Consider the following 14612-nt stretch of genomic DNA (forward strand, 5'->3'; position numbering starts at 1 on the left):
CAAATTCGGATACTCGCAATGAAAACTGGTAAAGAGCTTAAACCCGGCACAGTCATCAAGCTCGAAAACGACCCTTGGTTGGTTCAGAAAGCTGAATTCACCAAGTCGGGCCGTAACAGCGCGATCATGAAGACCAAGCTGAAGAACCTGCTGACTGGCTACAAGACTGAAATCGTTTACAGCGCTGACGACAAGCTGGACGACGTGATCCTGGACCGTAAAGAAGCGACCCTGTCCTTCATCTCCGGCGACACTTACACGTTCATGGACACCACTGACTACACCATGTACGAGCTGAACGCTGAAGACATCGAAGCCGTTCTGCCTTTCGTTGAAGAAGGCATGACCGATGTTTGCGAAGCCATCTTCTTCGAAGACCGTCTGGTTTCCGTTGAGCTGCCGACCACCATCGTGCGTCAGGTTGACTACACCGAAGGTTCCGCTCGTGGCGATACCTCGGGCAAAGTGATGAAGCCTGCCAAACTGAAAAACGGTACCGAGCTGAGCGTTGCAGATTTCGTTGAAATCGGCGACTGGATCGAGATCGATACCCGTGACGGTGGTTCCTACAAGGGCCGCGCCAAGGTTTAATCCTGGCGTTCACCGCACGACAAAAACCCGACCACAAGGTCGGGTTTTTTTTGCTTCATGAAATCGTGCGCAAGGCGCGGTTTTGAGCTTTGCCACTGGCCTGCGACTGGGTAGCATGGCCGATCACCATGAGGGGCAGTGATGTTGATGGATGTTGTGATGTACACCGCGTTGGGTGTCGCGCTGGGGGCGATGGGCGGATTGTTCGGGATAGGCGGTGGTTTGATTGCCATTCCCGTGCTGGGCCTGTGGTTTGGTCTGGATCAGCAAATGGCGCAAGGTACGGCCTTGGTCATGTCGGTGCCCAATGTGCTGGTGGCGCTGTATCGCTACAACCAGCGCAATCGCATCGACCTGCGTCAGGCGTTACCGCTGGTGGTCATGAGTTTCTGCTTTGCGTGGCTGGGCGCGATGCTCGCGGTAGGGCTGGATCAGCGCATTATTCGGTGGGGATTTGTCGGTTTTTTGCTGGCGATTACGCTGTATAACCTGATCAAGCTGTATGGGGCAGCGGCTCAAGCGCCCACAGGCTCTCGCTACGGCTGGCCATGGTTTGGCGCGTTGGGGGCATTGGCGGGAACCACGGGCGGGTTATTTGGCGTAGGCGGCGCCGTCGTCGCGGCGCCCGTGTTGACCAGCGTGTTCGGCACCTCGCAGGTGGTGGCGCAGGGGATGTCGCTGGCCCTGGCGGCACCGAGTACCAGCGTCACGCTGTTGACCTACGCCGTTCATCACGAGGTCAACTGGCTGATGGGGGTGCCCATGGCCATCGGCGGGTTGCTGAGTATCAGTTGGGGCGTAAAAGTTGCTCATGCGCTGCCCGAGCGTGTGCTGCGCGCCTTGTATTGCGGCTTCTTGTTGGTATGCGCCGGGTTGTTGGCCATCAAGGCTTGAAGCCATCGACGATGTAGTGCGCAAAGCATTCAATAATCGGTGAGGGCGTCGTGGTGGGTTTGCGCAGCAATACAATGCTGGCAGACGGCAGCTGAGGCAGATTTTCGGCTTCTGCGACGATGCGCAGACCGGGGGTCAATAGGCTCTCGAGCTGCGCAGTCACGGCCAGCCCCGTACTGACCACAGCATTAATGGCCGCCAGGCTGGCGCTGGTATAAGCGACCCGGTATTCGCGTTGCATCGCATCCAGTGCATTGCAGGCCCAGACCCGGCAAAAACACTCGGTGTTGAACATGGCCAGTGGCAGCGGCGTTTGTTCATGGGGCGTAAAACCTTCGGCCACCATCCACACGAAGCGTTCCTGACGCAGAATCTGTCCTCGCTCTGAGCCTGGCTTGCGGGTGACGATGGTCAAGTCCAGATCGTTACGTTGCAGCAGTAACGCAGATGGCTCGCAATGCACTTCCACATTGATCAGCGGGTAATCCTGAGCGAATCGCGACAGCACCCCGGGTAAAAAACGCATCACGTAATCGTCCGGTGAGCCGATTTTGATCGTGCCCACCATGTGCGGCTGGCGCAGGGTATTGAAGACCTCGCCGTGCAATTTCAGAATGCGCCGCGCGTAGCCGAGCAGGACGTGGCCTTCGGTCGTCAGTGAGACATTACGCCCGTCGCGCTGAAAAAGCGGGCATTGAAGGACATCTTCTTCAAGCCGCTTCATTTGCATGCTCACTGCCGATTGCGTGCGGTTGACAACGGCGGCGGCGCGGGTGAAGCCGCCATGGTCCGCAATCGCCACAAGCGTGCGCAGCAGGTCGGTATCTATGCTGGGGAAATCAGCCATTCATCAATCTCTGAGATGAGTCGCATAAGAAACATTCGTTGGATTGATCTTAAGCGCAGACAGACACTTGAGCCATCCCCCAGGAGGACTCAAGCGATGAAAGGTAATAAGGTTTCAGTCGTGTGGTCACGGCTCGTCCGGTGGCACCAGTTAGCCCGCGAACGGGCATGTTTGCGCAGGATCAGTGATGCGACGCTCAAGGATCTGGGGCTGAGCCGTGCGGACGTTGAAATTGAAAGTCATCGGCACTTTTGGGAAGACCCGTTTAACAAATAAACGGGTCCTCATGCGCCCTTACGCCTGATGCCAGGCGCAACATTTCAGCGTTTGACTTGCTTGAGTGTTTCGGCAATCAAAAACGCCAGCTCCAATGACTGATCGGCATTCATTCGCGGGTCGCAATGGGTGTGGTAGCGGTCCGACAAGCCATCTTCGGTAATCGGGCGTGAGCCGCCAATGCACTCGGTGACATTTTGCCCGGTCATTTCGATGTGAATACCGCCGGCGTAACTGCCCTCGGCTTCATGTACCTGGAAGAAGTGTTTCACTTCGCGAAGGATCTGCTCAAAGTCGCGGGTTTTGTAGCCACTGCTGGCCTTGATGGTGTTGCCGTGCATCGGGTCGCAACTCCAGAGCACTTGCTTGCCTGCACCCTCGACCGCACGAATCAACTGTGGCAAGTGATCGCCCACCTTGTCGGCGCCCATGCGCGCGATCAGGTTGAGGCGGCCCGGGTCGTTGTTCGGGTTGAGCATGTCGATCAGTCGCAGCAAGTCATCGGTGTTCATGCTCGGCCCGACCTTGACCCCGATCGGGTTATGGACCCCGCGCAAAAACTCGACATGCGCGCCGTCCAGCTGGCGCGTACGGTCACCGATCCACAGCATGTGGGCCGAGCAATCGTAGTAATCGTTGGTCAGGCTGTCGCGGCGCACGAAGGCCTCTTCGTAATTGAGCAGCAGCGCTTCGTGGGCAGTGAAGAAACTGGTTTCGCGCAATTGCGGCGAGCTGTCCATGCCGCAGGCGCGCATAAAGGCCAGGGTTTCATCAATGCGGGTGGCCAGTTGGCTGTACTTTTCAGCCAGGGCCGAGTTGGCGATGAAGTCCAGATTCCATTTGTGGACCTGATGCAGGTCGGCAAAACCGCCCTGGGCAAAAGCGCGTAGCAGGTTCAGGGTGGCGGTGGACTGGTTGTAAGCCTGCACCAGGCGTTCGGGATCCGGTACACGGCTTTTTTCATCAAAACCGATGCCATTGACGATATCGCCGCGATAGGCCGGGAGCGTGACGCCGTTGAGGGTTTCGTCATTGGCCGAGCGCGGTTTGGCGAATTGGCCGGCCATGCGACCGACTTTGACCACCGGGCAACCCGCCGCAAACGTCATGACGATGGCCATTTGCAGTAACACTTTGAACGTGTCGCGAATCTTGGCCGCGGAAAACTCGGCAAAACTTTCAGCGCAATCGCCACCTTGAAGCAGAAAAGCCCGACCCTGTGTGACTTCCGCAAATTGGCGGCGCAACTCGCGTGCTTCGCCTGCAAAGACCAGTGGCGGGTAACTGGCCAGGCTTTGTTCGACCCGCAGCAGGTGAGCGGCGTCAGGGTAGACAGGTTGTTGCTGGATTGGCAGGGCTCGCCAGCTGTCGGGGCTCCAGGATTGGCTCATCGCAGACTCTAATGTGGAAGTGAGGTGGGCCATGGTAGCAGCAAATTAGTGCGTGACCTGTCGCGCTGCTATGGCCGACAATCGCGCCTTTCTGCTCGGCGCCGAGTGGTGGTTTTTTAGTGCGATGCCCGGGTTGTGCCGGGTCGCGGCAAGGAGAGGAAATGTCTGAGGAGCGCGTTGAGCGTCTGCTCGCCGAAGTCCATGATGACTTCGGCATGATTCGGGTGCTTGAAGTGGAGGATTACCGCTTCCTCGAATTTGGCGATGCGATCGAGCAAAGTTGTGTCTTCACCGCTGATCCCAGCTGGCTGGAGTATGACTACACCCGCGCCATGCTGATCGGCGCGCTGTGCCATGAAGCCCCTGAAAGTGCCCTGTTTTTAGGGTTGGGCGCAGGCACTCTGACGCAGGCCTGCCTCAAGTTTCTGCCCCTCGACGATGTCGAAGCCATCGAGCTGCGACCTGACGTCCCCCGGCTGGCCATCGAGTACCTGGGCCTGGATGATGACCCCAGGCTTTACATCCGTATCGGGGACGCCCTGGAGTTGCTCGACAGTGCGGAGTCGGCGGACCTCATTTTTGTCGACCTTTATAACGACCTCGGGCCTGCGTCCGGGCACCTGGCCTGGGGGTTCCTTGAAAACTGCCAGAAGAAACTCAATCCCGGCGGCTGGCTGATCATCAATCAGTGGGCCACCGATGATGGCAAACCGTTGGGCGCGGCACTGCTGCGCGGTTTGTACCATCGCCATTACTGGGAGTTGCCGGTGAAGGAGGGCAACGTGATCTTGATGGTGCCTGCGGATCTGGAGCAGACACTGGCGCTGGACGCGGTCACCGGGCGTGCTCAAGCGCTGGCGTCGACGCTGGGGTACTCGCTGGAGCCGTTGATCAAAGCCATTCGCCCTGCCACCTGAATGCGCAAAGATGAAACGTTTTAGCCTTTGGCCCCGAGTGGCCAAGGGTTTGGCGTTTTTTGAACCGGTCAAAATATCCTTAAGGCCCGGTCTATAGAGGCATACAGCGCTTTTTGCCTCAAAAAAACACTTCTTTTTTTTGATAAATCCGGTATAGTGCGCGCCGGCCTTTAGCCGGGCCACGTTTAGGTGTCGCATTTCCCGAAGCACGCTTCGGCTGCTCGTCCGTTTCGCGGACAACCCTGAACGCTCCATTCATTTAAACGTTTTCGCAAATCCCCGCCGACAAAGCAGCCAGGGCGACTCTTGAGTCTTACACGGCATGCGCAGCTTTGGAGCATGGGTCTTTGCGGATGCACTTAGAGGCAGACCCATGACCCAGGAAACCGGCGGCTTCGCCGCTTTTAATCTTAATCCGAATATTCTTGCAGCCGTCGCAGCGACTGGCTACGAAGAACCTTCGGCTATTCAGCAGCAATCGATCCCGATCATCATGGCCGGTCACGACATGATTGGTCAGGCGCAAACCGGTACGGGTAAAACCGCCGCGTTCGCCCTGCCGATCCTGCACCGCATCGATCCTGCTAAGCGCGAGCCGCAAGCCCTGATCCTGGCGCCAACCCGTGAGTTGGCGCTGCAAGTAGCAACCGCTTTCGAAACCTACTCCAAGCAAATGCCTGGCGTAACTGTGGTAGCCGTTTACGGCGGCGCGCCTATGGGCCCACAGCTGAAAGCAATCCGTAATGGCGCACAGATCGTTGTCGCCACACCGGGCCGTCTGTGCGACCACTTGCGTCGTGACGAAAAAGTACTGGCAACCGTGAACCACCTGGTTCTCGACGAAGCTGACGAAATGTTGAAGCTGGGCTTCATGGACGACCTTGAAGTGATCTTCAAGGCTCTGCCATCGACCCGTCAGACCGTTTTGTTCTCCGCGACCCTGCCGCAGTCGATCCGTGCCATTGCTGAGCGCCACCTGCGCGATCCGCAACACGTGAAGATCCAGACCAAGACTCAGACCGTTACCGCGATCGAACAGGCTCACCTGTTGGTTCACGCTGACCAGAAGACCTCGGCTGTATTGAGCCTGCTGGAAGTCGAAGACTTCGACGCCCTGATCATGTTCGTGCGCACCAAGCAAGCGACCCTGGATCTGGCCAGTGCCCTGGAAGCCAAAGGCTACAAAGCCGCTGCGCTGAACGGTGACATCGCCCAGAACCAACGTGAGCGCGTGATCGACTCCCTCAAGGATGGCCGTCTGGACATCGTTGTGGCGACCGACGTAGCAGCACGTGGTCTCGACGTTCCGCGTATCACCCACGTGTTCAACGTTGACATGCCGTACGACCCTGAGTCCTACGTTCACCGTATCGGCCGTACTGGCCGTGCCGGTCGCGAAGGTCGTGCGCTGTTGCTGGTAACGCCGCGTGAGCGTCGCATGCTGCAAGTGATCGAGCGTGTAACCGGTCAAAAGGTTGCTGAAGTTCGCCTGCCGGATGCTCAAGCCGTTCTCGATGCTCGCATCAAGAAGCTGACCAACAGCCTGGCGCCGCTGGTGGCTGATGCCGAATCGACTCACGGTGATCTGCTGGATCGCCTGACTGCCGACATCGGTTGCAGCCCGCGTGCCCTGGCCGCCGCTCTGCTGCGCAAAGCCACCAACGGTCAAGCCCTGACCCTGGCGGCCATCGAGCGCGAGCGTCCACTGGTGCCGAACAGCGCGCCGCGTGAACGTTCGGGTGATCGTCCTGAGCGTGGTGATCGTGAGCGTCGTGCGCCGGTTCCATTGGCCGAAGGCCGTGCCCGTTGCCGTACCGCGCTGGGTGCGCGTGATGGTATCGCTGCCAAGAACCTGCTGGGCGCTATCCTCAACGAGGGTGGCCTGGCACGTGAAGCCATCGGTCGCATCCAGGTGCGTGACAGCTTCAGCCTGGTAGAACTGCCGGAAGATGGCCTGGAAAAACTGCTGGCCAAGCTGAAAGACACCCGTGTTGCCGGCAAACAGCTCAAGCTGCGCCGCTACCGCGAAGATTAATCACTGCTGCAGTGATTGATCGATAAAAAAATCCCCGACGTGTTCGGGGATTTTTTTTGTCCGGTAGGTGGGTCTACGTCAGGTCGATAGCCTGCCGTCATCCAAACCGATAAATATCCATGCCCAGCGCACCCAGCGTCCAGCCCGCGTGCGCCACGTGAAATGCCCCGCCGGCCCCGCGGGCGAAAAACAGGGGCAGCACGTGCTCATCACTGGGGTGGTTACGCGCGGCATGGGGGGCAGCGCGCCGGTAGTCGTGAAGCGCTGCCTCATCGTCAGCCTCGAGTTTTTCAATCATCCAGTCCCGAAATGCCTTGGCCCACGGCTCGATGCGCTCGGGGCCTGCGTGCCAGTCCAGCTCGCGCAGGTTGTGGGTGATGCTGCCGGAGCCGATCAACAAGATGCCTTCTTCACGCAGACCGGCCAGGGCGCGGCCGATGTGTGTCTGAAAGGCCGGGCCTCGTTGGCTGGGCAGAGAAACCTGCACCACGGGGATATCGGCCTGCGGGTACATCAGGGACAAGGGCACCCAGGTGCCGTGATCAAAAGGGCGTCGCGGGTCCAGTCGGGCCGGTAAACCGTTGTCAGCCAAGCGTTGCGCTACCTTTGCGGCCAGTTGGGGATTCCCCGGGGCCGGGTATTGCACAGCGAACAAGGCAGGGGGGAATCCGCCAAAGTCATGCCAGGTTTCAGGTGCCGCGCCGCTGCTGACAATCAGTTCCGCGCTTTCCCAGTGTGCAGACATGATTACGATAGCGTTCGGGCGCGGCAGTTCGGCGGCCAAACGGGTCAAGGCGGGCCCACTGGCGCCGGGCTCAAGTGCCAGCATTGGCGAGCCATGAGAAATAAACAGGCTGGGAAGCATGAACAGGGCCCTCAGGGTTAAGATGCGTCATCTTCGTTCTGATCAATGATCTAAATCCAATATAAGTTTTAGTGGTTATCCATCGAATTTAAAGGTGAATCATGCAGGCTGACTTTTGGCACGACCGTTGGGAGCGTAATCAGATTGGCTTTCACCTGGAGCAGGTCAATCCCCATTTAGCGCGTTATTGGCCCGACCTCGGCCTTGAGCCTGGAGCGCGTGTGCTGGTGCCGCTGTGCGGGAAAACCCTCGATTTAACGTGGCTGGCGGCACAGGGTTATGAGGTGCTGGGCGTTGAGCTGTCTGAGACAGCGGTGCAGGCGTTTTTCAGCGAACACGACCTCGAACCCAGGGTCAGTCAGCGGGGCGGCTTCAGGGTCTACGAGGCAGGGCCGGTGACGTTGCTGTGTGGTGATTTTTTTGCGTTGAGCGCTGAGGAGGTCGCGGCCTGTTCAGGTGTGTATGACCGCGCGGCCATCATCGCCTTGCCCCCGCAGATGCGAGAGGACTACACGGCCCATCTGACACGCATCTTGCCAGCGCGCTGCCGGGGCCTGTTGATTACCCTTGATTACGAGCAGTCGCAGATGCAAGGCCCGCCGTTTTCCGTGCCCGATGCGGAGGTCCAGCGTCTTTTGGCGGCAGATTGGTCAGTCGAGATCCTTGAGCAACCGGACATCTTGGGCAAGAGCTGGAAGTTTTTGAAAGGCGGTGCAACCCGGTTGGTTGAGCGTGTCTACCGCCTGGAAAAAACGGCCTGACGCGCACTGGACCGATATGAAAAAGGGCGACCGAAGTCGCCCTTTTTTGTTCGCCGTAAACGTTAGCCGCGGCGACGCAGTGCGTCGATACGCTCTTCCAGCGGTGGGTGGCTCATGAACATACGGGCCAGACCTTGTTTGATGCCGCCATTGATACCAAAAGCCGCCAGGCTGTCCGGCATGTGCACAGGCAGGCCCTGTTCGGAGCGCAAGCGTTGCAGGGCGCTGATCATGGCTGCTGTGCCCGCAAGGTGAGCACCTGCTTCGTCAGCCCGGAATTCACGCTTGCGCGAGAACCACATCACAATGGCGCTGGCCAGGAAGCCCAGCACCAGCTCTGCGAAGATCGTTGCCACGTAGTAGGCAATGCCGCGGCCTTCTTCGTTCTTGAAAATCACCTTGTCCACAAAGTTGCCGATGATGCGGGCGAAGAACATCACAAATGTGTTCACCACCCCTTGCACCAGGGCCAGGGTCACCATGTCGCCATTGGCGACGTGGCCGATTTCGTGAGCCAGAACCGCTTTTACTTCATCGGGAGAAAAACGCTCCAGCAGGCCCTGGCTGACAGCAACCAGTGCATCGTTCTTGTTCCAGCCTGTTGCAAAGGCGTTGGCCTCATAGGCGGGGAAAATCCCGACCTCGGGCATTTTGATCCCGGCTTCCCGGGACAATTGCTCAACGGTTTGCATCAGCCATTGTTCATGACGAGTACGGGGTTGAGTGATGACCTGGGTGCTGGTGCTCATTTTCGCCATCCATTTGGAAATGAACAGCGAGAACAAAGATCCTGCGAAACCAAAGACTGCACAGAAAACCAACAGCTGACTGAGGTTCAGATCAACCCCGTTGGCCGCCATGAACCCGTTGAAGCCGAACAGGCTCAGGGTGATGCTGGCAATCAGCACGACCGCCAGGTTAGTGGCCAAAAACAGCAAAATGCGCATCATGGTTGTAAGAATCTCCTCGACTTAAGGTATTGCCGCATGCGGGTATATAAGGTGCTGTTACAGGCTATTCAACCAAGTGACTATTTCAAACTGTGTCCTACAGGCTGATTCTAGTTGCAAGAAAGCCGTTTCCTAATACGGATTGACTTTTTTTAGACGCGAAAATTCGGTTTCGGGTCAATAAATACAAGGCATGGCGATTTTAGCGAGGTGCGGGGAGGGGGGCAGCAGGCGAGCGGATGTGGCGGGTGAAGAATATTTCATACAAAACATGCTGTGCGACATTTGATGTGTCGCACAGCATGTTGGGAAATTACTGACGGTAGGTTTTCAGGAAGTTACCGATTCTGCCGATCGCCTGGTCCAGTTCATCCACCCGTGGCAGCGTGACCACACGGAAATGATCGGGCCACGGCCAGTTAAACGCCGTGCCTTGCACCACCAGCAGTTTTTCCGAAAGCAGCAGGTCCAGGACGAATTTCTCATCGTTGAGGATCGGGCAGACTTTAGGGTCAATCCGCGGGAAGGCATACAAGGCCCCCATGGGCTTCACGCAACTGACGCCCGGGATATCGTTGAGCAACTCCCAAGTGCGGTTGCGTTGTTCGAGCAAGCGACCGTTAGGCAGCACCAGGTCATTAATACTCTGATAACCGCCCAGCGCCGTCTGGATCGCATGCTGACTCGGGACGTTGGCACACAGGCGCATGTTGGCCAGCATGTCGATGCCTTCAATGTAGCTCTGGGCATTGTGTTTGGGGCCGGAAATGGCGATCCAGCCGGAGCGAAAGCCCGCGACGCGATAGGATTTCGACAAACCATTGAAGGTCAGGCACAGGACGTCCGGGGCCAGCGAAGCCGTACAGATGTGCACGGCATCGTCGTACAGGATCTTGTCGTAGATCTCATCAGAGAACACCACGAGGTTGTGTTGGCGTGCGATTTCCAGCATGCCTTGCAGCACTTCTTTGGAGTACACCGCCCCCGTCGGGTTGTTCGGGTTGATGATGACCATGGCCTTGGTGTTCGGAGTAATTTTGGCCTTGATGTCGGCCAGGTCCGGGAACCAGTTGGCCTGTTCGTCGCACAGGTAGTGCACCGGATGGCCGCCTGCCAGTGTTACCGCAGCGGTCCACAGCGGGTAATCAGGGGCCGGGACCAGCACCTCATCGCCATTGTTGAGCAGTGCTTGCAGCGACATCACGATCAGCTCGGACACACCGTTGCCCAGGTAGATGTCTTCAATACCGACGCCTTCGACCTGTTTTTGCTGGTAGTACTGCATCACCGCCTTGCGCGCGCTGAACAAGCCTTTGGAGTCACTGTAGCCCTGCGCGGTGGGCAGGTTGCGGATCACGTCCTGGAGGATTTCATCCGGGGCTTCAAAACCAAATGGCGCCGGGTTGCCGATATTCAGCTTGAGGATGCGATGGCCTTCCTCTTCCAGGCGTTTGGCGTGCTTGAGCACTGGGCCGCGAATGTCATAACAGACGTTGGCGAGCTTGTTTGATTTGCTGACCTGCATGGCGATGTGATCCCGAAAATGAACGATCCAGCCAGAGGTGTTGCCTGACTGGGAAATTCTGTGCCTTCACACAGCGGCAATCCGCGTCGCTTCAACAATCCGTTTGAATGCGGATAACGCGGGTGCCAGACTGGCGTTTAACGAGGCGCAATCATACGTGCCACCCGACCCCTGGAAAAGCCACTGGTCGGGGGTTTTTCAGTGACAGAGGGATAACCATGCACAAGTTGGAAAAAACACTGGACGAGTGGAAGGCCATGCTCGACCCGGAGCAATACAACGTCTGCCGTCTTAAAGGCACCGAGCGACCGTTTTCGGGCAAATACAACGCCACCAAAACAGATGGCGTTTACCACTGCATCTGCTGCCAAGCGCCTTTGTTTGACTCAACAGCCAAGTTTGATTCGGGGTGCGGCTGGCCGAGCTTCTATGAGCCGATTGGCGAAAGTGCAATGCTTGAGATTCGTGACATGAGCCACGGCATGATTCGCACCGAAGTGGTGTGCGCCAAGTGTGACGCGCATCTGGGGCATGTATTCCCCGACGGCCCACCGCCAACAGGGCTACGTTACTGCATCAACTCGGTGTGTCTGGATCTCGTACCGCGCGACTGACCATCACTTTTCGAGGCGCCGTCATGACTGATAACGTGCTGAATATCCCTTGCACTACGCTGACGGGGGAAACAAAGACCCTGGCCGACTTCCATGGCAAAGCGCTGCTGGTGGTCAATACCGCCAGCAACTGCGGGTTTACGCCTCAATACAAGGGCCTTGAAGCCCTGTGGCAGGCGTATAAGGATCGTGGCTTGGTGATTCTTGGCTTCCCTTGCAACCAGTTCGGGCAACAGGAACCGGGGGACGAGGCGGCCATTTCGCAGTTTTGCGAGACCCATTACGGCGTGAGCTTCCCGCTGTTCAAAAAAGTCGAGGTCAATGGTGCCCAGGCGCACCCGCTGTTCAGGGCGTTGAAGGCCCGGGCGCCGGGGTTGCTGGGCTCCACCGCCATCAAGTGGAATTTCACCAAGTTTCTGATCAGTGCCGACGGTCAGACCATCAAGCGTTACGCCCCACCGACCAAGCCGAATGCCTTGAAACCCGACATAGAAGCACTTCTCGGCTAAGCGTCCTTGCTGACACCGGGCCAACCTTTCAAGGCGTCAAGGGCACCCAGGTGTCCAGCAGCGCCTCAAGTTCTTCACGGCGGAAAGGCTTGGCCAAATAGTCGTTCATACCGGCTGCCCGGCAACGCTCGCGCTCTTCGGGCATGGCGTTGGCGGTCAGGGCCACAATCGGCAGGTCCGGCCAGCGCTCACTCTGGCGGATCTGCCGACTGGCTTCATAACCATCCATGACTGGCATGTTGCAATCCATCAGCACCAGGTCAAAGTCCTGCTGCTCCAGTTGACTCAAGGCCTCGCCGCCGTGGGCGGCAACCGCGACATCGCATCCCAATTTGCTCAACATGCCTTTGGCCACCAATTGGTTGACCGGGTTGTCTTCGACCAGCAGGATTCGCGCCCGATGTTCGGTGGGCTGGCTGCTGGGCGGCACGCTCAAGGCTTCGTCATCGTCGTGTTGCAGCAAGTGCTGCAGGCTTTGATAGAGCGCTTTACGCGAAAGCGGGCGGGCCTTTTGTTGCAGGGGCGCAAGGGCATTCACTTGGTCGCCGGGCATGAAGTTGCCATACGCCGTGACCAGCAAAATCGGCGCTTTGATCGCGGGCCGCAAGCCAAACAGGCATTCCGGACAATCGGTGATCAGCAGGTCAGGCTCAATGCCTGCCAGTGAGTCGTCGATCGAGAAACGTTGATAGTTCAGCCCCCAGGTCGGCAACAGGTTGCCAAGCAGTTCAGACAAGCCGCTGCTGGCGGTGGTGACGGCAATGACCTTGCCCTGCAATGGCTTGGGCGAAAGGGCCGGCGTGTGACAGGGCAGCGGCAGGTCGGCGCAGAACTGGCTGCCAAAACCCACCTCGGAGCTAATGGTCAGACGCCCTTGCATGACCTCGCACAGGCTATTGGTCAATGCCAGCCCCAAGCCTGTGCCGCCAAACTGCCGGGTAATGCCTGCGCCGGCCTGGGTAAAGGGTTTGAATATTCTGGCCTGGGCTTCCCGGGCGATGCCAATGCCGGTGTCACACACCTCGATGCGCACCCGGTCGTTTTCTGCATGCAGACGCACATCCACGCGCCCAAAGCGGGTGAACTTCAGCGCGTTGGAGAGCAGGTTGCTGACGATTTGCCGTACTCGTGTCGGATCACCGATCACCAGTGCCGGAAAGTGCGGGTCAATCAGGCACGTCAGTTCCACGCTTGGCGCGGCATTCTGCGACAGCAGGTTGGCCGTGTCTTCAACCAGTGCGCCGAGGTCGAACGCAATGTGTTCGAGTTCCAGTTGCCCCGCGTCGAATTTCGACAGGTCGAGAATGTCATTAAGCAGTTCGACCAGCACTTTGCCCGAATCGTGGGCGATCGACAGTTGCTGATGCTGTTCGGCATTCAACGGGCTGTCCAGGCTCAAAGCCAGCATGCCCAGCAGGCCATTGAGCGGCGTGCGTATTTCGTGGCTCATGTTGGCGAGGAACGCCGAGCGCGCCTGGGCCATCTCCAGCGCCGTGCTGCGGGCGGTTTCGAGCTCTTCATTGGATTGCGTCAGCCGCGCGTTGATCGCCTTGAGCTCCTGAGTGCGGGCCGACACGATGTGTTCCAGTTGCGCCAAGTACTCGGTCAGGCGGTTCTCGGCGCTGCGCCGGTGGTCGATTTCCCGCACCAGGGCGTCAAATTGCTGGTTGGCGACGTCGACCAGCACCCCGATTTCGTCGTCCTCATGGCCGGGCGGGCAATCAATACGCGATTGTTTGGGATCACCGGGTTTGCTGTTGCTCAGGTCGCGAATCACCCGCACCAGAGGCTTGGTCAGCATCACGTAAAACAGCGCGAGCAGCAGCCCGGACAAAATCAGGCTGCGGGCAAAGCCGGTCAGCAGGGTGACTTCTGCCCGGTGCAAGAAGCGGCTGCCAAACGGATAAGTGTCCACCTCAAGGTGCAGCACGCCCACGCTTTGTTCCGGCAAATGATTGAAGTAGAGCCGGTCATCGAATGAGCGGTTGGCGCCGAACAAAAAGTCGCTCAGCGTACGATAGCGGCCGTCTTCAGGCTGATCATGCACCGAGGCCAGCATGGATTTGTCGTTGTCACTCAATTGCGCGCCAATGATGGCGGGCGAGCGCAAGAGCCCCAGTACCAGCTCCTGCGCCAGTTCGGAGTCGAGGTTGTAGGCAATGCGTGAGGCCGGGTTATGGCTGATCTCAAGCAAGGATTGGATTTCACGATTGATGGCAGCGTTTTCGCTGGCATAATCGATGCCAATTTGTAGCAGGCTGAGCAGCGTCCCCAATACAAAGCCGACCAGCACTGTCAGCCTCGCCTGTTTGAAAGACAGGCGGTGGGTGAGTTTTATATCCATAGGGTGCTGCACCTGTTTCCATTCTTTTCGCCGGACCAGAGATTAACAGGTTAGCCGACACACGGTGCCGGGATCATCCTGCTGACGGGTTTC

At 58.1% G+C, this 14612-nt stretch carries 14 protein-coding genes; 8 read left to right on the plus strand and 6 right to left on the minus strand.

Features of this window, described 5'->3' with window-relative positions:
• The first annotated feature begins 18 nt into the window (after positions 1 to 18).
• Together IF654_RS07325 and IF654_RS07330 are read left to right on the plus strand one after the other, a co-directional pair.
• Positions 19 to 591: an elongation factor P gene (locus IF654_RS07325; RefSeq protein WP_047273922.1), complete on the plus strand. Its 573-nt coding sequence runs from the start codon at positions 19 to 21 to the stop codon at positions 589 to 591.
• A gap of 141 nt (positions 592 to 732) precedes the next feature.
• Positions 733 to 1485, plus strand: coding sequence for a sulfite exporter TauE/SafE family protein (locus tag IF654_RS07330; RefSeq protein ID WP_047280149.1), 753 nt, complete (start codon positions 733 to 735; stop codon positions 1483 to 1485).
• Here the strand turns inward: IF654_RS07330 and IF654_RS07335 are convergent.
• Positions 1475 to 2332 carry a LysR substrate-binding domain-containing protein gene (locus IF654_RS07335; RefSeq protein ID WP_194862626.1) on the minus strand — a complete coding sequence of 286 codons (858 nt, stop codon included), beginning with the start codon at positions 2330 to 2332 and terminating at the stop codon, positions 1475 to 1477. The two genes, IF654_RS07330 and IF654_RS07335, sit on opposite strands and share 11 nt — an antisense overlap.
• Before the next feature lie 96 nt (positions 2333 to 2428).
• Here IF654_RS07335 and IF654_RS07340 point away from each other — a divergent pair, with 96 nt between their 5' ends.
• A complete protein-coding gene (locus IF654_RS07340) occupies positions 2429 to 2608 on the plus strand; it encodes a DUF1127 domain-containing protein (protein WP_047293008.1) in 180 nt (59 codons plus the stop codon).
• 44 nt (positions 2609 to 2652) lie between these two features.
• On the opposite strand, the gene IF654_RS07345 is transcribed toward IF654_RS07340, so the two are convergent.
• Positions 2653 to 3999 (minus strand): class II 3-deoxy-7-phosphoheptulonate synthase, encoded by a 1347-nt coding sequence (locus IF654_RS07345; RefSeq protein ID WP_194862625.1) that lies wholly within the window; start codon positions 3997 to 3999, stop codon positions 2653 to 2655.
• 161 nt (positions 4000 to 4160) lie between these two features.
• On the opposite strand from IF654_RS07345, the gene IF654_RS07350 reads away from it, so the two are divergent.
• Together IF654_RS07350 and IF654_RS07355 are read left to right on the plus strand one after the other, a co-directional pair.
• Entirely contained in the window at positions 4161 to 4916 is a 756-nt protein-coding gene (locus IF654_RS07350) for a spermidine synthase (RefSeq protein ID WP_047273931.1), read from the plus strand.
• Between the two features lie 373 nt (positions 4917 to 5289).
• Positions 5290 to 6951 carry a DEAD/DEAH box helicase gene (locus IF654_RS07355; protein WP_047275591.1) on the plus strand — a complete coding sequence of 554 codons (1662 nt, stop codon included), beginning with the start codon at positions 5290 to 5292 and terminating at the stop codon, positions 6949 to 6951.
• Between the two features lie 97 nt (positions 6952 to 7048).
• On the opposite strand, the gene IF654_RS07360 is transcribed toward IF654_RS07355, so the two are convergent.
• Entirely contained in the window at positions 7049 to 7816 is a 768-nt protein-coding gene (locus tag IF654_RS07360; RefSeq protein WP_047273935.1) for a DODA-type extradiol aromatic ring-opening family dioxygenase, read from the minus strand.
• A 101-nt stretch (positions 7817 to 7917) separates the two neighbouring features.
• Between IF654_RS07360 and IF654_RS07365 the strand changes: the two genes are divergently transcribed.
• Entirely contained in the window at positions 7918 to 8577 is a 660-nt protein-coding gene (locus tag IF654_RS07365) for a thiopurine S-methyltransferase (protein ID WP_047273937.1), read from the plus strand.
• 62 nt (positions 8578 to 8639) lie between these two features.
• Here the strand turns inward: IF654_RS07365 and htpX are convergent, their stop codons facing one another.
• The gene (gene htpX / locus IF654_RS07370; protein ID WP_047273939.1) at positions 8640 to 9527 is read right to left on the minus strand and encodes a protease HtpX; all 888 of its coding nucleotides are present in this window, start codon (positions 9525 to 9527) and stop codon (positions 8640 to 8642) included.
• A gap of 313 nt (positions 9528 to 9840) precedes the next feature.
• Entirely contained in the window at positions 9841 to 11052 is a 1212-nt protein-coding gene (locus IF654_RS07375) for a pyridoxal phosphate-dependent aminotransferase (RefSeq protein WP_047273941.1), read from the minus strand.
• Positions 11053 to 11270: 218 nt separating this feature from the next.
• Here IF654_RS07375 and msrB point away from each other — a divergent pair, with 218 nt between their 5' ends.
• Both msrB and IF654_RS07385 read left to right on the plus strand, forming a co-directional pair.
• Entirely contained in the window at positions 11271 to 11666 is a 396-nt protein-coding gene (gene msrB, locus IF654_RS07380; RefSeq protein ID WP_047273943.1) for a peptide-methionine (R)-S-oxide reductase MsrB, read from the plus strand.
• 23 nt (positions 11667 to 11689) lie between these two features.
• A complete protein-coding gene (locus tag IF654_RS07385; protein WP_047273945.1) occupies positions 11690 to 12175 on the plus strand; it encodes a glutathione peroxidase in 486 nt (161 codons plus the stop codon).
• A 28-nt stretch (positions 12176 to 12203) separates the two neighbouring features.
• Here IF654_RS07385 and IF654_RS07390 read toward each other — a convergent pair whose 3' ends face one another.
• The gene (locus IF654_RS07390; protein WP_047273947.1) at positions 12204 to 14519 is read right to left on the minus strand and encodes a response regulator; all 2316 of its coding nucleotides are present in this window, start codon (positions 14517 to 14519) and stop codon (positions 12204 to 12206) included.
• Between the last annotated feature and the right edge of the window lie 93 nt (positions 14520 to 14612).

The organism is Pseudomonas lundensis (assembly GCF_015377145.2).
In the GTDB taxonomy this organism is placed as follows: Bacteria; Pseudomonadota; Gammaproteobacteria; order Pseudomonadales; family Pseudomonadaceae; genus Aquipseudomonas; species Aquipseudomonas lundensis.

Excerpts from the sequence above, each read along its gene's own strand:
- htpX (WP_047273939.1), bottom strand. The coding sequence starts at position 9,527 with ATGATGCGCATTTTGCTGTTTTTGGCCACTAACCTGGCGGTCGTGCTG.
- IF654_RS07355 (WP_047275591.1), top strand. The coding sequence starts at position 5,290 with ATGACCCAGGAAACCGGCGGCTTCGCCGCTTTTAATCTTAATCCGAAT.
- IF654_RS07385 (WP_047273945.1), top strand. The coding sequence starts at position 11,690 with ATGACTGATAACGTGCTGAATATCCCTTGCACTACGCTGACGGGGGAA.
- IF654_RS07365 (WP_047273937.1), top strand. The coding sequence starts at position 7,918 with ATGCAGGCTGACTTTTGGCACGACCGTTGGGAGCGTAATCAGATTGGC.
- IF654_RS07360 (WP_047273935.1), bottom strand. The coding sequence starts at position 7,816 with ATGCTTCCCAGCCTGTTTATTTCTCATGGCTCGCCAATGCTGGCACTT.
- IF654_RS07330 (WP_047280149.1), top strand. The coding sequence starts at position 733 with ATGTTGATGGATGTTGTGATGTACACCGCGTTGGGTGTCGCGCTGGGG.
- IF654_RS07375 (WP_047273941.1), bottom strand. The coding sequence starts at position 11,052 with ATGCAGGTCAGCAAATCAAACAAGCTCGCCAACGTCTGTTATGACATT.
- IF654_RS07345 (WP_194862625.1), bottom strand. The coding sequence starts at position 3,999 with ATGAGCCAATCCTGGAGCCCCGACAGCTGGCGAGCCCTGCCAATCCAG.
- IF654_RS07325 (WP_047273922.1), top strand. The coding sequence starts at position 19 with ATGAAAACTGGTAAAGAGCTTAAACCCGGCACAGTCATCAAGCTCGAA.
- IF654_RS07390 (WP_047273947.1), bottom strand. The coding sequence starts at position 14,519 with ATGGATATAAAACTCACCCACCGCCTGTCTTTCAAACAGGCGAGGCTG.
- msrB (WP_047273943.1), top strand. The coding sequence starts at position 11,271 with ATGCACAAGTTGGAAAAAACACTGGACGAGTGGAAGGCCATGCTCGAC.
- IF654_RS07350 (WP_047273931.1), top strand. The coding sequence starts at position 4,161 with ATGTCTGAGGAGCGCGTTGAGCGTCTGCTCGCCGAAGTCCATGATGAC.
- IF654_RS07340 (WP_047293008.1), top strand. The coding sequence starts at position 2,429 with ATGAAAGGTAATAAGGTTTCAGTCGTGTGGTCACGGCTCGTCCGGTGG.
- IF654_RS07335 (WP_194862626.1), bottom strand. The coding sequence starts at position 2,332 with ATGGCTGATTTCCCCAGCATAGATACCGACCTGCTGCGCACGCTTGTG.